The 19,439-nt window shown below is 76.1% G+C and carries 15 protein-coding genes; 2 read left to right on the top strand and 13 right to left on the bottom strand.

Annotated features, from left to right (window positions below):
- Window positions 1-161: 161 nt before the first annotated feature.
- From AB0O01_RS04510 to AB0O01_RS04480, 7 genes are all read right to left on the bottom strand, one after another.
- The gene (locus AB0O01_RS04510) at window positions 162-4,715 is read right to left on the bottom strand and encodes an SAV_2336 N-terminal domain-related protein (protein WP_365310943.1); all 4,554 of its coding nucleotides are present in this window, start codon (window positions 4,713-4,715) and stop codon (window positions 162-164) included.
- Complete coding sequence (locus AB0O01_RS04505) at window positions 4,705-5,727, bottom strand: MoxR family ATPase (protein WP_365310942.1); 1,023 nt, start codon at window positions 5,725-5,727, stop codon at window positions 4,705-4,707. Before AB0O01_RS04505 ends, AB0O01_RS04510 begins: the two co-directional genes overlap by 11 nt.
- A gap of 82 nt (window positions 5,728-5,809) precedes the next feature.
- Window positions 5,810-7,519, bottom strand: coding sequence for a trypsin-like peptidase domain-containing protein (locus AB0O01_RS04500; protein ID WP_365310941.1), 1,710 nt, complete (start codon window positions 7,517-7,519; stop codon window positions 5,810-5,812).
- A gap of 12 nt (window positions 7,520-7,531) precedes the next feature.
- A complete protein-coding gene (locus tag AB0O01_RS04495) occupies window positions 7,532-7,918 on the bottom strand; it encodes a CU044_2847 family protein (protein ID WP_365310940.1) in 387 nt (128 codons plus the stop codon).
- Between the two features lie 377 nt (window positions 7,919-8,295).
- The gene (locus tag AB0O01_RS04490; RefSeq protein WP_365310939.1) at window positions 8,296-9,753 is read right to left on the bottom strand and encodes a carboxyl transferase domain-containing protein; all 1,458 of its coding nucleotides are present in this window, start codon (window positions 9,751-9,753) and stop codon (window positions 8,296-8,298) included.
- On the bottom strand, window positions 9,746-11,194 hold the full coding sequence (locus AB0O01_RS04485; protein ID WP_365310938.1) for an acyl-CoA synthetase: 1,449 nt from the start codon (window positions 11,192-11,194) through the stop codon (window positions 9,746-9,748). The genes AB0O01_RS04490 and AB0O01_RS04485 overlap by 8 nt, the downstream gene beginning before the upstream one ends.
- A 133-nt stretch (window positions 11,195-11,327) precedes the next feature.
- The gene (locus tag AB0O01_RS04480) at window positions 11,328-12,506 is read right to left on the bottom strand and encodes a MerR family transcriptional regulator (protein ID WP_365311241.1); all 1,179 of its coding nucleotides are present in this window, start codon (window positions 12,504-12,506) and stop codon (window positions 11,328-11,330) included.
- 170 nt (window positions 12,507-12,676) lie between these two features.
- On the opposite strand from AB0O01_RS04480, the gene AB0O01_RS04475 reads away from it, so the two are divergent.
- Entirely contained in the window at window positions 12,677-13,552 is an 876-nt protein-coding gene (locus AB0O01_RS04475) for a hypothetical protein (RefSeq protein ID WP_365310937.1), read from the top strand.
- A 161-nt stretch (window positions 13,553-13,713) separates the two neighbouring features.
- Window positions 13,714-14,637, top strand: a complete 924-nt coding sequence (locus AB0O01_RS04470) for an alpha/beta hydrolase (protein WP_365310936.1) — start codon at window positions 13,714-13,716, stop codon at window positions 14,635-14,637.
- A gap of 6 nt (window positions 14,638-14,643) precedes the next feature.
- Here AB0O01_RS04470 and AB0O01_RS04465 read toward each other — a convergent pair whose 3' ends face one another.
- From AB0O01_RS04465 to AB0O01_RS04440, 6 genes are all read right to left on the bottom strand, one after another.
- A complete protein-coding gene (locus AB0O01_RS04465; protein ID WP_365310935.1) occupies window positions 14,644-15,276 on the bottom strand; it encodes a hypothetical protein in 633 nt (210 codons plus the stop codon).
- Window positions 15,239-16,069: an FkbM family methyltransferase gene (locus tag AB0O01_RS04460; RefSeq protein WP_365311240.1), complete on the bottom strand. Its 831-nt coding sequence runs from the start codon at window positions 16,067-16,069 to the stop codon at window positions 15,239-15,241. The genes AB0O01_RS04465 and AB0O01_RS04460 overlap by 38 nt, the downstream gene beginning before the upstream one ends.
- Before the next feature lie 188 nt (window positions 16,070-16,257).
- On the bottom strand, window positions 16,258-16,491 hold the full coding sequence (locus AB0O01_RS04455) for a Trm112 family protein (protein ID WP_365310934.1): 234 nt from the start codon (window positions 16,489-16,491) through the stop codon (window positions 16,258-16,260).
- Window positions 16,488-17,399 carry a hypothetical protein gene (locus tag AB0O01_RS04450; protein WP_365310933.1) on the bottom strand — a complete coding sequence of 304 codons (912 nt, stop codon included), beginning with the start codon at window positions 17,397-17,399 and terminating at the stop codon, window positions 16,488-16,490. Before AB0O01_RS04450 ends, AB0O01_RS04455 begins: the two co-directional genes overlap by 4 nt.
- A gap of 23 nt (window positions 17,400-17,422) precedes the next feature.
- A complete protein-coding gene (locus AB0O01_RS04445) occupies window positions 17,423-18,175 on the bottom strand; it encodes a methyltransferase domain-containing protein (protein ID WP_365310932.1) in 753 nt (250 codons plus the stop codon).
- Window positions 18,172-19,434, bottom strand: a complete 1,263-nt coding sequence (locus AB0O01_RS04440; protein ID WP_365311239.1) for a condensation protein — start codon at window positions 19,432-19,434, stop codon at window positions 18,172-18,174. Before AB0O01_RS04440 ends, AB0O01_RS04445 begins: the two co-directional genes overlap by 4 nt.
- Window positions 19,435-19,439: the final 5 nt, after the last annotated feature.

Below are 19,439 nucleotides of genomic sequence, written 5' to 3'. Positions count from 1 at the left end.
GGCGGCGCCTTCTGTGGGGGGCCGGGTGGGGGGCCACTGAATGGGGGATTTGCTGGCTTTGCCGAGTGTCGGGGTTGCGCGGGGCGCATCGGCCCCTCCGCCGGAGGGTGCGGAGCCGTCGCCGTTCGGAGGGCCCTTGGGGGCGGGCGGGGCCTCGCTCGTCAGAGCGTGCGGGCCGCCTCCATCAGGGTCGTGAGATCCGTGCCGAGGAAGGACGCTCCGGCTGCGGTCGCCGCTCGTGACTCCGCCGAGGTGGACCCGATCACCAGGCACCGGGAGGCCGGGACCCGCAGTTCCTCGATGGCCCGCGTCAGGATGTCCGGCGCCGGTGGCAGCGGGACGCGCCGGTCGTACCGGCCCTCGATGGCCTCGAACTGCTCCAGTTCGTGCCGGTCGACGAAGCTCCACAGCGCGTCGTCGGACGTGTCCCCGACGATGCCCAGCCGCAGCCCCCGCCCGGCCAGCGTCCGGACGCAGGCCACGGCGTCGGTGGCCGGAGCGACCCGGCGCACGGCGGCCTCCTCGATCTTCGCCAGCCGCACATGCAGCTCCTCGGCGTACGCGGTGTCCCGGAACGCGTCCAGCAGGTCCAGCGGGTGCGGGCGCTCGCCGCGCTGCCGGGCGACCGTGCCGTCCGGGCGCGGCAGCGGCACACCCGCGAGGGCGTCCGCGGCGCTGCGCCGCTCCACCACGGTCTCGGCCAGCCGCCGTGCCGCGTCGGACTGCTCCTCCGGTTCGTAGAGCCGGGTCAGGGTGCCGTCGAAGAACAGCAGCACGGCGTCCACCTCGCGCAGGGCGCGCTGCGCGCGGACGACGGGCGGCGCGAACCGCAGGGCGACGTCCCAGCGGACGGTGCAGCCGGGGACGGCGTCGGGGGAGAGCCGCTGCGCGAGCGCCGCGTCGGTGGGGAACCCGCGCAGCGTCACCCGGCCGAGGGCGTCGGCCAGATGGGTCCGCAGCGCCCGCTCTGCGTCGGCGCGGCCCTCCCGGACGTACGTCTCCGGGTGGACGATCCGCCACACCGCGCTGCCCCGGGCCGTGAGGGAGTGCTGGGACGCCTCCCAGCGCACCGACTCCTCCAGCCTGCTCCGGCGTTCGGTCAGATCGACCTCGTAGTACCGGTCCCCCGTGCGGACCACGGTCCGGGTCACGCTGCTGGAGGGCGCCGCGTGCGGCGGTTCGGGGAGGTGGGGCGGCAGCGGGTACGGACCCCGGACCGGCGGCAGCGGCTCCGACGGCTCCGGCAGGGTGACGGGCAGCGGTCCGCGCCCCCCGTCCAGCCGCTCCCGCACGGCCCGCGGTACGACGATCAGGCCCTGCGTGTCGGACCGGTCCAGCGCGGTGAGGGCCTCGGCCCACTCCTCGGCGTCCGCCACATGGGCCAGGCCCAGCCGGGCCCCGCCCAACTCCCGCAGCAGCCCAGGGAAGCTCTCGACCGCCGCGCGCAGCAGCTCCGGCACCGGACGGCCCGGCCCGCACGGCAGCGAGTAGCCCCCGGTGTGGGCGCGCGGCAGGAACGCCGTCTGGCTCGGCCCGCCCGCCGCGACCAGCCGGGTCAGCGCCCGGCCCAGCAGCGCGTGCAGATCCGCGGGCTGGGCGCCGTCCGTGAACTGGAACACCAGGAGGGTGTCCGGCGGGTTCCCGCGATTCTCCTGGCGCTCTGCGCTCTCCTCGTCCAGTTCCTCGCGCAGTTCGTGGCCGAGGGCGAGGAGGTCGTGGCCGGTGCCGCCGGAGAGTTCGTACTCCTCGAAGATCTCCAGGGCCTCCCGGAGGCGGCCCTGGCGGCGCAGGGCGATCAGATACAGGCGGCGGAAGTCCTCGTGGGAGGGGTGGGCGTCGACCAGGACGACGAGGTCGGCGGCGGCGCGGTCCACCTCGCCGAGGTCGAGGTCGAGTTCGGCGCGGGTGCGCAGCAGGCCCAGGCGGAGCTGGACGAGACGGGTGCGGGCGGCGCGGGCGGCGGGGCCGGGGACGCCCTCCAGGGGCGTTTCGGTGCGCCACAGGGCGAGTGCCTCGGCGATCTCGGCGCGGGCCCGGGTGAGATCGCCCCTCGCCCGGTTGCGCTCCGCCAGCCGGACCAGGTCCTCGCAGTGGGTGACATCCAGGTAGTCGGCGCTGATGTGCAGGGCGTAGCCGTCGGGGCGGGAGGACAGTGCGGAGTGCGGACCCAGCGGAGGCAGCAGCCGGGCCGCCGCCAGGTCGAGGGAGGCCACCGGATCGCTCGGCTCGTCCGGTGTGTCCCAGATGCCCCAGCGCAGTTCCTCATGGCTCACCGTGCGGCCGTGCTGGAGCAGCAGCATCGCCAGCAGGGCTTGGGCGGCGGGCGGTGCCAGGGGGGCGCCGTTCAGACGGAGCGGCCCGAGCAGGAGGTAGCGGCGCCGGTCGTAGGGGTCGTGGGCGTCGAACTCGTGCCACGCCTCGATCCGGTCCCTGCCCCGGGTCTGGGTCCACAAGGAAGGGGACATGAGCTGGTCGAGGGCGTCCGCGTACCCCGGGCGCAGCTCCTCCGGCAGGTGCACCAGGGCCGACGGCTCAACCGGCAGGTCCACCCGGGGTGTCCCGCAGGCCAGGTGGAGCAGCAGTTCGCCCAGGGCGCGCAGATCCTCGGACCGCTCCGCCGGACCCGCCGGGCGCCCCGGCTCGAACGGGCTGAGCAGTGCCTCGCCGCCCGGTTGCAGCACCACCCGGGACAGGTCGACACCGCCATGGGTGAGCCCGGCCGTGTGCAGGGCCTTGAGGGCGGACGCGAGATGCCGGACCAGTGAGACGAAGAGCGGGAAGGGCAGCCAGTAGCCGTTCGGCGCCGCCAGGCTCCTCAGCGCCAGGCCCTCCACGAACTGCATGACGAGATACGGCATGTCGTCCTCGACGCCGTGGTCGTAGACGGCGACCAGGGCGTCGTGCCGCAGTTCCCGCAGCAGCAGGGCGTCCCGGGCGAACGCCGAGTGCCGTGCCGGGTCGGTGGTCCGCTCGTATGTCCGCAGGGCCGCCTTCCGCCCCGTCGAGGGTGTCTCCACCTGCCACATCGACCCCGTGGCCGTCAGGGGCCGCACCGGCCGGAAACGCCGGGCCAGCGCCTCGGGCCAGTGCGGTGCCGCCCCGCCCCCGAGCCGCCGTACGCTCCCCGGGCTCACCGTCGCGAACGCCTGGCCGTCCGGGGCCGGGGCCGTGCCGCCCGCCGCCGGGGCCGTCGCCGTGAACTCGCCCGGCGCGCGGCCCGCCCAACTGTCGATCAGGCCGCCGACCCGCTCCAGTAGTTCCGTCGTCCGGCCCCGGTCGCTGCGGGGCAGCCCGCGCAGCAGCAGGGCGCGGACGCCGGGCCGGAACGCGTAGGTGCCGGGCGGGCCGGGGACCGCGGTGAGCAGGCCGCCGAGGACGACCTCGGCCAGATGCTGCGGGCGCGGATCCGGTTCCAGTGCCGCCTGCACCAGCCGCATCACCGGCAGCGCCGGACGCCCCACCGCCACATGCCCCGCCAGTCGGAACGCCTCCGGCGACGCGGTCGAGCGGAACCGCCGGACCAGTTCCTCGGGCGTCAGCCGGGTCAGGTCCGCACGGTCGCGGTCGCCGTCGCGGTCGCCGTCTCCGTCCGGCGGGGCCGGGCCCAGCGCCGCCACCGCCGCCGGGAACCCGCTGCCGCCCGGCGCCGCGACCAGCGCCGCCCAGTGCGCCAGCCAGCCCGCGTCCGGCTCCAGCACGGGCAGCGGGAACACTCCGGCGCCGGGCCCCGCCTCCGGGGGGTCGTACGGGGTGAACGTCAGGGACGCGGCCGGGGCCGCCGGGTGCGGGGCGCTCAGCCTGCCGGGGACGGTGGGCAGGGCCGTGTCCCGCCACAGATGCTCCGGCAGCGGCTGGAGCACGGCGAGCGGCATCCGCCGGGCCCAGCGGCGCAGGGTCCGGTACCAGCGCTCGCCCGCCGGGCCCCGGCGCCACTGCGGGCCCATGCAGTCACTGATCACCAGGGTCAGCGTCCGGCCGTCGGCGGGGGCGTGCGCGGCCTGCCCGGCGACCGAGCCGTCGGGGCCCGCCGCGTGCAGGGTGACCGTGCGGAAGACGCCCGACTGGGCCAGCGCCAGATGCAGTTCACGGACCAGGGGGCGCCACAGCGGCATGGTGGGGCCGGTGTCGTGCACCAGGTGCAGCCGCAGCCAGCGTTCCCGCGCGGGCCGCAGCACCGGCAGCCACCAGCGCGGATCGGCGTCCAGCCGGGCGATCCGGTCGGCGGTGGCCCGCTCGTCCAGCTCCCGCCCGACCGGCGCGTCCGCCCGCCGCTTCAGGGGCCGCAGCGCCCGTTGCAGGGCCAGCGGGTGGCGCAGCATGGGCGGCGCCGGGGCGCGCAGGGAGACATGCCGGGGGCCGGAGGAGACGGGTTCCGGCGGGCCGGGGAGATGCAGGGGGACGCGGGGGGCGCCGTGCGGTGCGGGCGGGGGAGGAGGGGGAGGCGGGGGAGTGGGGGCGACCGGCGGCCTTGGCTTCGGCTTCGGCTCCGGCTCCGGGCGTTGTGCCGCGCGTGGAGGGTCGGCCGCGGTGGCGGTGTCGGGGGCGTCGTCGCCCCGGGCCGGGGAGGACGGCTCCATCCGGGCCGCCAGCCACAGCAGTTCGGCCAGCTCGCGCGGGGCCGGGCGGTCCCCGGAGCCCGCCTCGGCGAGGGCGTCGGCGAGCCGGGAGAGCAGGGCGGCGGCCCCTTCGTCACCGCCCGGCCGGTCAGAAGGCATCGGTCCCCGGGTCCTGCCCCAGATAGGGCATCAGCCGCTCCGCCAGTTCGTCCAGCGACCCGGCGTCCAGCCCGGCGGCCCCGGCCAGATAGATGGCGTTCAGCAACTGGTCCGTGGCCAGGTCCCCGCCGCCCACCCGGGACAGGAACCGCTCGATCAGCCGCCGCGCGTAGGCGTCGGGTTCGCCCAGGTGGGCGCGGACGATCCCGGCGAGCTGCTCGTCGTCGGGCTGGCGCAGCCGCAGGGTGACACAACGGCGCAGGAACGCGGGCGGGAACTCGCGCTCCCCGTTGCTGGTCAGCACCACGAACGGGAACGCCAGACAGCGCACCCTGCCCCGGGTCACCGGGACCCGGGCGTCGGTGCCGTCGGCCAGCACCTCGGCCGTCGGGGTCCGCCGGGCGGCCCGCACCAGCTCCGGGATCTCGTACTGCCCCTCCTCCAGCACGTTCAGCAGGTCGTTGGGCAGATCGAGGTCGCTCTTGTCGATCTCGTCGATCAGCAGCGCGCGCGGCCGGGTGTGCGGCAGCAGGGCGGTGCCGAGGGGGCCCAGCCGGAGATGGTTCTCGACGCCCTCGCCGCTGCCGTCGCCCTCGCCGTCGTCGGGCCCGGCGCGGCGGGCCGCGTACAGCCGGGACAGCGGGTCGTACTGGTACAGCCCGTCGTGCAGGGCGCTGCGGCTGGTGATGTTCCAGCGCAGCACCGGGCCGAGCCGCAGCTCGCGGGCGACCGCGTAGGCCAGCGAGGACTTGCCGGTGCCGGGCGGGCCGGTGACCAGCAGCGGGCGGCGCAGATACAGGGCGGCGTTGACCAGTTGCACGGTGTCCGGGGTGGCCCGGTAGGTCTCGGCGCGGTGGGCGCGGTCGGGGGAGGCGGCCGAGGAGTCGTCGGCCGCGGTGGGCGGATCGAGGGGCGGGCCGCCGTCGAAGGCCCGCCAGGGCGGGGGGTCGGGCAGGCTGTCGATGCCGTCGTGCGGCTCGCCGGTGCCGGTGTACACGGGCCACAGGGGCATGGATCGCGCGTCCCTTTCCTTCGGTTCCTTCGTTGCTTTTGTTGCTTTCGTTTCCCTTGCTCCCTCGGTGCCGGTCATCGGTTCAGGCCACCGGGGAGTGGTCGCAGGCGGTCGGCTCCGGGAAGCAGCGCGGGTCGTCCCACATCAACTGGACGTCGTGTGCCCAGTGCTGGTCCGGTTCGTCGGTCGCCGCGGCGCTCTCGCGCAGGTCCAGCAGGAGCCGGGGGAGCTGCGCGGGCGGGACGCCGGTGACGGACTCGGCGACCCGGTCCAGGAAGGCGGTGCCCGCGCAGTCGCCGGGGTGCCCCGGGCCGGGACAGCCCGCGCGCGGCCACAGCAGCACCGGCACGGGGGCGAGCAGCCCCACCTCGAAGTGGGCTCCGGCGGCACCGGGCGCTATGGCGTACGCCGCCATCACGACCTCCGGGGCGCGCAGCCGAAGACGTAGGTGGGGCGGGCGTTCCTCGGTGTCGCAGGCCACCCGCTGCGGGGCGGTGCCGCCGTCGGCGTCCCGTTGCTGCCACTTCTTGGCGAGCTGGTGGCGGTGGCCGCCGCTGCGGTGCCGGGAGCGGTCGGCGACCACCAGGGGGTGGGCGCAGCCCAGCGGGGTGGAGTCGTCGGCGCCGCGCGCCCAGCGGGCGACCGGTTCGTTCAGCAGATCGCGCGGGAGGACGAAGGTGAGCAGTTCGTCGGCGCCGGGGGCGAGCTGGGTGAACGCCTCGTCGATCCGCTCCTGGACATAGGCCCGCACCCCGCCGCGCGGCAGCCGGCGCGCGCCGACCGGGCGGCGGTGGCCGTCGCGGTAGGCGAAGACCTCGACGGTGACCTGGTCGGCGCCCGCCCCGCTGTGCTCGATCTCGACGACGATCGGGGACCAGTCGGGGGGTGGTTCGGCGGGGGTGGGGGCGCCCGGGGAGCCCGGGGCCTCCGGCGCGCGGGCGGGTCCGGCCGGCGGCTCCGCTGCGAGCAGCCGGTCCAGCAGATCCGCCAGCCGCGCCACCGCCTCCGGGTCGTCCACCTCCCACTGCACATACGCCGCCACCCGCTCCAGCGACCCGAAGCCGCCCTCCGGCAGCGGCGGCCCGAACTCGCCCACGGCGTCGACGTACACCTGGTCCGGCCGGTACGGCAGTCCCGCCCGCTCGGCCCGGCGGACCAGCCCGTACAGCCGCCGCCGGAGTTCGGGGCGGTGGCCGTCGGTGGGGACGAGTTCGCCGAGGCCGCCCCAGTGGCGGGCCAGCACCTCGGTCGGCAGCATCCGGCCCACCCGGGTGTCCGGGCCGCCCGCGACCGCCGTGACCATCCCGACGACCCTGCCGTCCGCCAGGGTCGCCGCCGCCCCGCTGAACCCGCCCGCCAGCGGCTGCCCGTGCCCGGTCAGCGCCTCCAACTGCACCCACTCGCCGGAGATCAGCGGGCCGGGCAGGGCCCGGTAGGAGGCGACCATGCCCTCGTCGTAGCCCCGGGGGAACCCGTACGCCACCAGTTCCGCGCCCCGTCCCTCGGCGCCGGGCGGCGCGAACGCGGCCGGGGTCACCGGCACCGCCCGCTCCAGCTCCAGTACGGCGAGGTCGCCCGGGTCGGTGGCGCCGCCCCGCCAGCCGCCGTGCACGGTGACGGACGCGGCGAGGGCACCGAGGTCGGCGCGGCCCGGGAACCGGACGGTGATCTGCGCCGTCTCGCTGAACCGGATCACATGCGCGCAGGTCAGCACCCGGCGCGGGGAGATCAGGAAACCGGCGCCGACTTCCCTGCCGCAGTCGACCCTGGTGTGCCAGGCGTCCGTTCGCATGGGGTCGCCGCCTCAGGCGGTCGGCGCCGGGTCGATGGCGCGAGTGGCGCGGGTGTCGTGCTGGTCGCGGGCGTCCGGGGTGCGGGGGCCCGGTGTCCAGGTCAGTCTGACCACGAGGTGGCCCTCCGCGGCGCCCTTGGCGATGACCGCCCCGGTCTCCGCGCTGAGCTTCACCCCGAACTCCAGTTCCACGGCGTCCGGCTGGAGGGTGCCGTCGCGGAACACCCGCAGCGCGGACGCGGCGGCGGCGCGGACGCCGGTGAGCGCGCTCTCGAAGGTGCGGGCGGCCTGCGCGGGGGAGTCGCCCCGGGAGATCAGCCGGGCGCCCGGGTCGTCGGGATCGCCCTCCACCACGATCAGCGCGCCGTCCTCGGTCGTGAACTTCACCAGACTGTCCATGCCCCGTCCGCTCCCCCGCCGTTCCCTGATCCTGACGGGCGCCATTCTTGCCGAGTTCCCGTGCCGCTGTCCCGCCGAACGCCCCCCGGACGGACCCGAACACCCCCTGGGCGCCCCGGACATGCGGCGGCGCCGCCACCCTGGGACGGGGGGACGGCGCCGCGCAGACGTGCTGTGTGACTCTTCGAACCGTCAGACCAGCCAGCCGACGAAGTGGAGGAGACCGGCGAGGATGTCGGTGAGAAGGTTCATGATCGTGCGTTCTCCTTGCGATGACGCATTGCTGCGCATGAGTGTGGGACCTGCGCTCAACTACGGTATGCATCCCGTCGCTTGCGCACCGTAAGTATCGTCAATCACAGGAGCCCCGGACACCCTCACGGGTGACGATCACCTGTTCCGGGGAATAACTGATCGCCTGTTCGGTCCCGTACCACCCCCAGCTCGGCCAAGTCCTGTGGGCGGACGCGGAGTTGGTCCGCCGTGGCCTGTGTCTCCGCCGGTTCCCGCTTGAGGATCTGCGCGGCGAGTTCGGGCGCGATGACCGAGAAGTAGCTGTCGGGAGTGGCATAGGTGTTGCCGGGCGCCGCCAGGGCCAGCGCCCCGCCCGAGCCGCCCTCGCCGATCACCAGTGTGGTGACCGGCGTCCGCGCGGCGGCCACCGCGCCGAACACCTCGGCGATGGCCGCGCCCGCCCCCTGCCGCTCCGCCGCCGCGTCATTGGCGGCGCCCGGGGTGTCCACCAGGGTCAGCACCGGGATGCCCAGTCGGCCGGCCAGCCGGATCAGCCGGGCGGCGGTGCGGTACCCGGCGGGCCGGGTCGCGGCCCCGGTCTGCGCCGCGTAGGCGACCGTACGGCCCTCGTGGGTGCCGAACCCGCACAGCATGCCCTCCGGGTCCCGGCCGCCGCAGCGGTCGCCGCTGATCTCCGCCCGCTCACCGAAGTAGGCGTCCAGGTACTGGGGGGCGCGGGGGCGGCGCGGGTCCCGGGCGGCGGTGACGGCGTCCCAGCCGGTGCGGGGGAGGGCGGTGGTGCCGAGGGGGGTGGGGGGTGGTGCGGGGGTATGGGGTCGCCCGGGGGCGTCCGCCCCGGAGCCGTCGGGCCCGGAGCCGTCGGGCCCGGGAGCCTCCGCCCCGGCAGCCTCCGCCCCGGGAGCCCCCGCCCCGGCCCCCAGCAGTCGCAGCCACCGGCCCAGTACCTCCCGCAGTTCCCCCGCCGGGACGACCGCGTCCGCCGCGCCCGCCGCCACCTGGGCCTCGGCGGTGTACGCCGTCGGGTCGGCGTCCGGTGGGCGGACCCGGGAGCCGGCGAAGCCGACCTGGGCGCCGGGCAGCGCCAGGATCACATCCGCGCCCGCGCCCAGCGTTGCCCAGCCGCCGCCGGTCGTCGGGTCGCGCAGGACGGCGATCTGCGCCAGCCCGGCCCGCCGGGTCAGCTCCGACTGCCGGGCCACCCGCTGGAGCTGGGTGAGCGCGACCATGCCCTCCTGCATCCGGCTCCCGCCGGTCGCGATCAGCGGCACCACCGGCAGCCGCCGCTCCCGGGCGTACGTGTACGCCGCCTCCAGCCGGTCGCCGGTCCGGGCGCCCAGCGAGCCGCCGAGGAAGCCGAACTCGAAGGCGATCAGCACCGCCCGGGTGCCCTCGACGCGGCCGGTGCCGCAGACCACGGACTCCTCCTCGCCGGTCCGGGCGGCGGCGCGGGCGCGGGCGGCGTCGTAGCCGTGCCAGGCGAGGGGGCCGTCGGGGGCGTGCCGCCCGGCGGGGTGGGGGAGTTCGGCGAAGTCGTCGGTGACGAGGGCCAGGACCGCGCGGGCGGAGAGCCGGTCAGTCATGGCGCAGGGCCCGCTTCATGATCTTCCCCATGTCGTTGCGGGGCAGGGCGTCGAGGTGGTGGACCACGCGGGGCCGCTTGTGCGGGGCGAGCCGCCGGGCCACATGGTCGGCCAGTTCCTGGTCCGGCGGCGGGCTCTGCGGGTCGGTCGGCACGATCCAGGCGACGATCCGCTCCCCGAGGTCGGGGTCCGGTTCCCCGGTGACGGCGGCCTCGCGCACCCCCGGATGCTCCAGCAGGGCGTTCTCGATCTCCCCGGCGCCGATCTTGTAGCCGCCGCTCTTGATCAGGTCGGTGGCCCTGCGGCCGACGATCCGGACCGAGCCGTCGGGGTCGCGGACGGCCATGTCGCCGGTGCGGAACCAGCCGTCGGGGGTGAAGGCGGCGGCGGTGGCGTCGGGCCGGTTGAGGTACTCGGTGAACAGATGCGCCCCGCGCACCTGGATCTCCCCCACGCTCTCCCCGTCGAGCACCGCGACCGGCGTCCCGTCGTCCTCCACCAGCCGCAGCTCCACCCCGGGCAGCGGGACGCCGACGGTCCCGGCGCGGGCGGCGCCCCCGTCCACCCGGACACTGGTGTTCATCAGGGTCTCGGTCATGCCGTACCGCTCGACGACCCGGCGGCCGGTGGCGGCGGCGATCCGCTCGTGGTCGTGGACCGGCAGCGCGGCCGACCCGGAGACCAGCAGCCGCGCCCCCGCCAGCCCCTTCACCAGCCCGGGTTCGTCCGGGAGGGCCTCGGCGATCCGGTGGTACATCGTCGGCACCCCGAACAGCATGGTCGCCCCGGCGTTCAGCTCCCGGGCCACGCCCGCGGTGTCGAACCGGCCCAGGTGCCGTACGGCTCCGCCGCGCCGCAGCGGCCCGAGGATCCCGAGCACCAGCCCGTGCACATGGAACAGCGGCAGCCCGTGCACCAGGACGTCCGCGTCCGTCCACCGCCAGGCGTCGGCCAGCGCGTCCAGGGTGGCGGTGACCGCCCGGCGGGGCAGCACGGCGCCCTTGGGCGGGCCGGTGGTGCCGGAGGTGTAGACGACGAGGGCGGGGGCGGCGTCGTCGGCGTCGTCCGGGGGCACGGCGCCCTCCGCGTCCGCCCGTACGTCGATCCGCTCCAGCGCGGCGAGCGGGGCGGGCAGGACGGCACCGGGCGCGGCCAGCACCGCGTCGGGGGCGCTGTCGCCGAGGACATGGGCCAGTTCCGCCTCGCCCGACCGGGGGTTGAGCGGTACGGCGGCCACCCCGGCGGTCAGCACCCCGGTGACGGCGACGGCCGTCTCCAGTTCCGGGGTGGCCCAGACGGCGACCCGCCGGGCCCCGCGGACCCGCTCCGCGACGGCCCCGGCGGCGCGGGCGAGCCCGCCGTAGGTCAGGGAGCGGTCGCCGAACCGCAGGGCGGCCCGTCCGGCGGGGGCGTGGCGCAGGGCCGGGAAGAGTGGGGACACGTGGGGTACTCCTTGCGTCGTCGTGCGCACCTCGGCGGGTGGGCCTGTGCCGCAAGCAACGTACCCATTCCCGGCCCATCCCCGGCCCTTTCCCGGCGCCTTCCCGGCCGGGGGGGCGGTCCGGGCCAGCCTGTCAGGCCGCCGCGGTCCCGCGATCGTCGCGGTCGTCGCCGTCGTCGCGGCCATGGTGGCCGTCGTGGCCGTCGTGGTCGTGGTGGACATCGGCGACCACGCAACTGATGTTGTCCGGTCCGCCCGCCTCGTTCGCGGCGGCGATCAGGGCGGTCACCGCGTCCTCGGGGGAGGGGGCGGCGGTCAGGGCCGTGCGCAGGGCGGCGTCCGGGACGACCGCCGGGAGGCCGTCGCTGCACAGGAGATAGCGGTCGCCGGGGCGGGCGGTGTGCAGCCGCAGATCCGGGGCGGGGCGGCCGGTGCCGGTGAGGGAGTTGAGGAGCAGGGTCCGCTGCGGGTGGGTGACGGCCTCCTCCGGGGTCAGCCGCCCCTCGTCGATCATCGCCTGCACCACCGTGTGGTCGTGGGTGACGCGGAACAGCCCGCCGTCGCGGAGCAGATAGGCGCGGGAGTCGCCGATGTGCACGAGGGCGAGGTGGGAGCCGGTCAGGAGGAGGGCGGTGAGGGTGGTCCCGGCGTCCTCGGCCCGAGCAGCCCCCGCCCCCGCCGTCGCCTCCTCCACGGCGAGAGCCGCGTCCAGCACGGCGGCCTCCAGCAGATTCAGCACCTCCCCCGCCGAGACCTCCGCTTCCCCCCTTCCCTCCGCCCCCTCAAGGGCCTTGAGGGTCTCCACGGCCGCGGTGCTCGCGGGTCCGCCCGCCGGGCCGTACCCGTCGGCGACGGCCAGCAGCCGGTTCCCGGCGTATGCGGTGTCCTGGTTGACCGGGCGCACCCGGCCCCGGTCGGAGTGGGCGGCGTAGCGCAGGGTGAGGGTGCTGGTCGTCATGGCGATGTCGTCCTTGTCTCTTCGTCCCGCTCGTTGCGACAGGTGGTCCACCAGGAACCCGGCGAGATCGCGTCGCTCGGCCGTCTCGCGCTCGACCCGGGTCCAGTACGCACGGATCTCCCGCGCCGCCGCCGGTGCCTCCAGCCCGCACACCTCGCGGATCCGCGCCAGCGGCATCCCCAGCCGCCGCAGCCACGCCACCAGCCGGGCCCGCTCCAACTGGCCCGCCGCGTAGTAGCGGTACCCGGTGTCCGGGTCCACCCGGGCGGGCCGCAGCAGATCGAGCCCGTCGTACAGCCGCAGGGCCTTGGGGGACAGCCGGGACGCCCTGGCGAAGGCGCCGATCGTCAGCATGCGTCCGTGTTCCGTCCGCTCCACCTGGAAACCTCCTCCGGTTCCGCCACCGATGCTGAAGCCTCCCCGAAGGTGAAGGTCAAGCGCCTGCCGTGGGGTTCTCGCCGGCCGGTCCGATTGTTAGCCTGCCCGCTGTCCGATGATCACCCCGTACGAGGAGGAGTCGTCCCGTGCCGCGTATCGCTCTGGTCACCTGCCGGCCCGGCCCCGAGGTCGCCGTCGATCCGGATCTGCCGGGGCTGCTGGCGGCGGTCCGGGCGGCGGGCGCCGACGCGGAGGCCGTGCGGTGGGACGATCCGGACGCCGACTGGGCGGCCTTCGACCTCGCGGTGATCCGCTCCACCTGGGACTACAGTTGGCGGGCCGGGGAGTTCCTGGCCTGGGCCGACCGCTGCGCCGCCCTCACCCGCCTGGCCAACCCGGCGCCGGTCGTGCGCTGGAACGCCGACAAGCGCTATCTGGGCGACCTGGCGGCGGCGGGTGTCCCCACGGTCCCGACCGCCTACGCGGCCCCGGGTGAGGTGCTGGCGCTCCCGGCCGGTGCGGAGTACGTGGTCAAGCCCACCTCGGGCGCGGGCGCCCGCTTCGCCGCCCGCTACACCCCCGACGAGCACGACACCGCCGTACGGCACGTGGAGCGGATGCACGCCGAGGGCTTCACCGCGATGGTCCAGCCGTACGTCCGGGCCATCGACACCTCGGGCGAGCGGGCCCTCCAGTTCTACGGGGGGCGGCTGATCCACGCGATCCGCAAGGGTCCGGTCCTGTCCCCGGGCACCCCGTACGACGTCCGCAAGACGGCCCACCCGGGGGTCCGGCCCTGGCGGCCGACCCCGGCGGAGACCGCCGTCGCCGAACAGGCCCTCGCCGCCGTACCCGGGGGCTCCGGGCTGCTCTACGCCCGGGTCGACCTCGTCGACGGCGAGGACGGGCGCCCGCAGCTCATGGAACTGGAACTGGTCGAGCCCCATCTGTTCCTGGATCTGCATCCGGAGTCGGTGGGGAAGGTTGCGGGGGCGGTGGTGGAGGCGGCGGACAGGGGATAGGGGGCGGGGGGTGGGGGACGGCGGATGGGGGATGGGGGCAGGGGGCGGGGGATGGGCGTGCCCGAACGGGCGGGTTTCCGGGGGCGGGCCGCCCCCTTGTTGGTCACTGCACAAGATGCGCGTTATTGTGCGGTGACCAAGAGAGCAGAAGGAGCGAGCCCGTGACCCTCGATGCCGAATTCCGCCCCGTCTACGAGGTGCTGCCGGAACTCGATGTGTTCGCCGATCTCCCGGCCTCCCGGGCGGCCCTCGCCGCTGCCAGCGGGGACGGCACGTCGGACGACAGGGTGCGGGTCGAGGACCGGAGTGTCACGGCCGCGGGGGTGACCGTGACCGTGCGGATCTACACCCCGCTCGCGCCCGCCGAGGGGCCGCGGCCTGCGGTGCTCTGGTTCCACGGGGGCGGGTTCGCCCTCGGGGGGCCCAACGCCGAGGACGGGACCTGCCGGCGGCTCAGTGCCGCGCTCGGGGTGACCGTCGTCGCGCCCGACTACCGGCTCGCCCCCGAGAACCCGTACCCGGCCGGGTTCGACGACTGCTACGCGGCGCTGGTCTGGGTCGCGGCGGAGGCCGAGGGGCTCGGGGTCGATCCGGCGCGGATCGCGCTCGGCGGGCACTCCGCCGGGGCCGCCCTCGCCGCCGGGGTCGCGCTGGCCGCCCGGGACCGCTCGGGGCCCGCGCTCGCGTTCCTCTACCTCGGCTACCCGGTGCTGGACGACCGGCTGGAGACCGACTCCGCCCGGACCGTCACCGACCCGAAGCTCTTCAACCGCAAGGGCGCCGGGGACGGCTGGCGGCTCTACCTCCAGGACGCCGACCCGGCCGCCGGGTACGCCGTCCCGGGCCGGGCCACCGCACTGCACGGGCTGCCGCCCACCTATCTCCTCGTCAACGGGATCGACCCGGTCCGGGACGAGGCGCTCGCCTTCGCCTCCCGGCTCAGCACCGCCGGGAATCTGGTCGAACTGCATCTCGTGCCCGGCGTCCCGCACATGTTCGATGTCTTCGCGCCGACGATCCGGGCCACCCGGCGGGCCGTCGACGCCTGGACCGGTGCCCTCGCCCATGGACTCGGGCTGGAGTGACCGGGCTCAGCTCCGCACGGTCGTGCGTTGCAGCAGGCCCCAGGTGAATTCGGCGGTCACCGCCCGCCGCGCCCCCGACCCGTCCGGTGCCGTGAAGGACAGGCCCCAGCGGGTGGGGGCGGTGCCTTCGAGGGGGCGGGCCGGGGCGAAGGCGCGGGCGGCCTCGTCCACCGTGCAGGACCAGGGGGTCAGGTCGGCCAGGGTGCGCAGGGGCGGGGCGGGGGCGCCGGGGGCGCGGACCAGCCACTCGTTCCACACCGTCCGGTCCGGGCCGAGCAGGACCTCGAACCGCAGCTCCGACCAGAGCGGCAGCGGCCAGCGCCAGGCCGCGCAGTCCAGGTCGCCGATGCGGCGGGCGGTCACCGACTCCGGGGTGCCGAGGACCGAGCGGTAGCGGCTCGCCGCCGGACGCGAGCGCGGCGAACGGACCATCGCCTGCCAGCGCTTGTTCGCCTCCCGCATCCCGGCCTGCCCGACGCCCAGCGCGCGCCGGGCGTCCTCCACCAGGTCCGGGTTGTGGTCCGCCATGCGCCGCAGCAGCACGAGGGTGAAGTCGCGGGGGGTGAAGTCGAGGGGGGTGAGGACGGGAGGGGGACGGCCGTCAGCGGCGGGTGTGGAATCCGAGGACATACAGTCCATCGTGGCTCATCCGGTCGGCCCGCCCGCGCCCCGGTCCCGGTCCCGGCTCCCGCGGCCTGCGGTCCTTCGGGAGGAACAGGACCGAGTTCACATACCGGCGCCGCCGTGGCGGCAGCACCCGCCGGACCAGCCCCACCGACGCCAGATGCCCGGTACCGGCCTGGTGGGACTCCAGCGGGAAACCGGACAGCGGCACCCAGCGGTCGCCGGGCAGCACCCAGCCCTCGTAGCCCAGCATCCGCAGATACGTCACCACCGGGCCCACCGGCTGGATCCGGGATTCGAGTTCCACCAGGAGCGCCGGACGGTCCCGGGTGAGCAGGCCGGTCGCCCCGCGCAGCACGGCCAGTTCGCTGCCGTCCACATCGATCTTCACGAAGCCGACGTCCCGCAGACCCAGTCCGTCCAGGGCGACGCAGCGCACCGGGACGGCGTGGCCGTGCACGTCCCGGCGGACCAGTGACGACAGCCCGCGGGCGCCGGTGTCCCCGGTCGGCAGCCAGAGGCGGGCCGTTCCGGGGTGGTCCGCGGCGGCGGCCTGGATCACCCGGACGTTGGACGGGGCGGTCGAGGTCAGCAGGCGGGCCAGCCTCGGCACCGGCTCCACCGTCACCACCCGGCGGGCCCGCGCGCTCAGCCGCCAGGTCCAGGGCCCGTACCAGCCGCCGACATCCACCGCCGTACCGCAGTCCGCCGGGCACAGCTCGGCCAGATGGGTCAGCTCCGGCTCGAAGCGGGGGTACACGGCTCGGGCGGTCGCCGCCACCAGCCGCTCGGGGAGCAGCGCGGCCACCCGGGACGCCGCCGTCGGCGACCCCGGATCGCCGGTGCCGTGCCCGCGGGCGACCGGGTCACCCGTCCCGTGTCCGCGGGCGACCGGATCACCGGTGCCGAGCCCTCGTGCCACCGGGTCGCCGGACCAGCGCCCCCGTGCCCCGGGATCACCGGCCCCGCGCCCCCGCGCGCCGCCCCGGCCCGCCGTCACGGAGTCATCCGCTTCAGCAGTTCCGTGTGCTCGTCCTCGGGGATCTGCTCGCCGGAGGACGGCAGCAGTTGCGGGACGCCGTCGATGATCGGATAGCGGCGGCGCAGCCGGGGGTTGTAGAGGGCCCCGTCCTCGTCGTCGTCGCGCTCCCCGGCGGGGGGCAGCAGGTGCAGCGGTTCCTTGTCCAGGGGGCAGGCGAGGATCCTCAGCAGGGGGTCGTCCGGCTTCATGGCGGGGTCAGCTCCTTGGCGCCGATGGGGGGCGTGGGTGCGGTGTCGTGTGTGGGCATGGCCAGCAGCACGGTGACCGCCAGACAGGTCCCGGCGATCCGCAGCCCCAGCTTCAGCGGATCCGCGGGCAGCGCCTCACCGAACGACAGCGTGCCCAGCACCGCCGTGAACAGACAGGTCACCGTCGTGCACACCGGCACGATCAGCGAGGCCCGGCACCGCTGGAGCGCCGCCTGCGACAGCACCAGCCCGAACGCGCCGGTGAAGAGGAGGAGATAGGGGTACGGGGAGCGCAGTACGGCGGTCAGGGCGCCGGTGAGGCCGCCGCCGTCCGTCGTCAGATGGCCGGAGACGCCCTTGATGGCCAGCGAGGACACCCCGTAGAGCAGTCCCACCGCCACCCCGTACTCCACGCCGGTCGTGGGCAGCCGGTGCCGATGGCGGGCGCCGCGCTCGGCCGACCGGTACAGCCACACCCCGGCCGCCAGCGACGGCACGCACACCAGCAGCACCAGGGGGTAGGGGGCGTCCGCGCCGACCGTGTCGGCGCCCTCGTCCAGCGACAGCACCACCATCAGCAGCGCCAGCAGGATCGCCGCGAGCGCGTACCGCTCCCGCCCGCTGGTCTCCTCGCCCAGCAGCCGCGACGACAGCAGCACCAGCAGCACCAGCCCCGACACGAACAGGCCCTGCGCGGCGGCGATCGGCAGCGTCCGGTAGACGAGCAACTGGGCGGCGAAACCGGCGGCCAGCGCCAGCGCCCCCGCGATCCACAGCGGACTGCCCAGCACCAGCCGCAGCAGGTGCGCCGGGCGCCGCGCGCTCACCTCGGGCAGCGTGCCCAGCGCCCGCTTCTCCAGCACGAACCCCGTGCTGTAGAGCACGTTCGCCAGCAGCGCCGCACCCACCCCCCACCACACCGCCCGGCCCCCTACGTCCGCCGGGCGTGCAGCAGCAGGATCGACGCCAGCGACGGCCGCGCGCACGCCAGTTGGTCCAGTGGGCGCAGCACCCGCGGCACCCCGTGGAAGGGCGCCCCCGTCAGCCGGACCACCTCGAAGCCGGACGCCGCCACGAACCCGCGCAGCGCCCGGGCCGTGTACAGCCGCAGATGGCCCACCACCTCCGAGCCGGGGCGGCCGTGGATCCCGCGCAGGCTCACCTCGGAGAACACCGGCTGCACCCCGGCCAGCAGCAGCCCCCGGTTGTACCAGGCCGCCAGATTCGGGGTGGACAGCATCAGATGGCCGCCGGGCCGCAGCACCCGCCGGATCTCGTCCAGCGCCGCGTCCGGGTCGACCAGATGCTCGATGACCTCGCTGAACAGCACCGCGTCAGCGCAGCCGGTGCGCAGCGGCAGCCCGCCCCCGGCGAGTTCGCCCCGCACGACGGACGGCAGCCGGGTGCGGGCGCGGGCCAGCGCGTCCTGCGACCAGTCGACCCCGACGATCCGGTGGCCGCGCAGCAGCGGGGCGGCGGTCGCGGCGGAGGTGCCGTCGCCGCAGCCGATGTCGAGGACGGTCGCGCCCGGCGTCCCGGCCAGCGCCGCCGCCAGCACCCGCGCCTGCCGCAGCGCGCGGGGGGTGCCGGAGGCCACCGGGACGGCCGGGTTCTCGTAGAAGTCCCGCAGACCGGGCGGCGGGGCGGTGGACGTGACGGACGTGACGGACGGGGGTGCGGTCATGGGGCGGTGGCCTCCGTCGTGTGGAGGTGCTGCGCGAACAGGTCGAGGAGCCGGGCGCCGTCGTCCGGGCCGAGCAGGGTCCGGGACCAGCGCAGCGCCAGATGCAGCCGGCCCGCCGTGGACGCCGTGGTGACGGTCAGTCCGCGCGGCAGCCGCGCCGGGGCCGAGAACCACACCGCCCGCGCCCGGCCCGCCGCCCCGCCGAAGTCCAGCGGGTACGGGATCCGGCCGATGTTGCTGAGCAGGGTGGTGGACGTCCAGGGCGCGGCGGCCCGGCGGACCGCCCGGGTCAGCCCGCCCCGCCAGACGACCGGGACGACCGGCGCGGTCAGCAGGGCCGCGCCATGGCCGAGCTGGGGGCGCGGGACGGCCTTCAGGGCGCGGGTGCGGGTGGCGGTGCGGTGGAGCAGGGCGGAGGTGTCGGCGCCGTCCAGTTCGTCCGGGGTGAAGGAGACCTCGACCAGCCGGGTGCCGTTGCCGATCGGCATGGTGAGGTCCCGGGGGCGGTCGTCCACGGGCATGGTGATGCGCAGGGGGCGGGGCGGGGCGCCGTGGTCGCGGTTCCAGTGGGCGAGGGTGCGGGCGGTGGCCACCATCAACTGGTCGTTGACGGTGTAGGGGGCGCCCTTCGGGCGGTGCGGCAGGGGGAGTTCGGTGAGGATCAGCTCGTTGCCGGGGACGGAGGTCGCGGGCGTGCCGGGCGCCACCCGGGCGGGGCGGGACCAGGTGCCGGGGGCGCCGGGCGCGGACTGCGGGGGCTGCCCGGGGCGGACGGGGGGAGCGGTGGGGGAGTTGTCCGTGCCCCCGTACAGCTCCGCCGCCGTGGCGAGGATCCGCAGACAGGCCGGGCCGTCCAGGGCGGTGTGGTTGACGGTGAGGACGAGGGCGGTGCCCTCGGCCGCGCGGTCCACCGCCTCCAGCCGGATGGGCGGGGACGCGGTCAGCGGCGGCGTCTCGTCCAGGGACCGCCGCCGGGCCGCGGCCAGGGCCGGGCCGTCCGGCCCCGAGAAGCGCACCGCCGCGACATCCGGCTCCGCCGTCAGCTCCCAGGTGTACCGGCGCCGGTACCAGGGGCCCGCCGCCTCCCGCATCAGGATGCGGGGATGGCGGCCCAGGGCCTCGGTGAACGCCTTCCGCAGCCTGGGCGGGTCCACCGGGCCGGGCAGGTGGACCTCGATGTGGACGGTCTCCGGCTCCGCCTGCTGATGGCAGTGCCGGGCGATCTCGTCCACGACCGGGAAGGGGATCGTGGTCGTCATCGTCG

Source organism: Streptomyces sp. NPDC093252, assembly GCF_040683675.1.
GTDB lineage: Bacteria > Actinomycetota > Actinomycetes > Streptomycetales > Streptomycetaceae > Streptomyces.
The sequence above is the reverse complement of the archived record's forward strand: the minus strand, read 5'-3'. Positions and strand labels throughout refer to the sequence as shown.

Bases quoted from the DNA above. Each gene is read 5' to 3' on its own strand.
- AB0O01_RS04500 (WP_365310941.1), bottom strand. From the start codon at position 7,519: ATGCGAACGGACGCCTGGCACACCAGGGTCGACTGCGGCAGGGAAGTC.
- AB0O01_RS04490 (WP_365310939.1), bottom strand. From the start codon at position 9,753: ATGACTGACCGGCTCTCCGCCCGCGCGGTCCTGGCCCTCGTCACCGAC.
- AB0O01_RS04495 (WP_365310940.1), bottom strand. From the start codon at position 7,918: ATGGACAGTCTGGTGAAGTTCACGACCGAGGACGGCGCGCTGATCGTG.
- AB0O01_RS04505 (WP_365310942.1), bottom strand. From the start codon at position 5,727: ATGCCCCTGTGGCCCGTGTACACCGGCACCGGCGAGCCGCACGACGGC.
- AB0O01_RS04465 (WP_365310935.1), bottom strand. From the start codon at position 15,276: ATGGACTGTATGTCCTCGGATTCCACACCCGCCGCTGACGGCCGTCCC.
- AB0O01_RS04510 (WP_365310943.1), bottom strand. From the start codon at position 4,715: ATGCCTTCTGACCGGCCGGGCGGTGACGAAGGGGCCGCCGCCCTGCTC.
- AB0O01_RS04445 (WP_365310932.1), bottom strand. From the start codon at position 18,175: ATGACCGCACCCCCGTCCGTCACGTCCGTCACGTCCACCGCCCCGCCG.
- AB0O01_RS04455 (WP_365310934.1), bottom strand. From the start codon at position 16,491: ATGAAGCCGGACGACCCCCTGCTGAGGATCCTCGCCTGCCCCCTGGAC.
- AB0O01_RS04440 (WP_365311239.1), bottom strand. From the start codon at position 19,434: ATGACGACCACGATCCCCTTCCCGGTCGTGGACGAGATCGCCCGGCAC.
- AB0O01_RS04480 (WP_365311241.1), bottom strand. From the start codon at position 12,506: ATGCTGACGATCGGCGCCTTCGCCAGGGCGTCCCGGCTGTCCCCCAAG.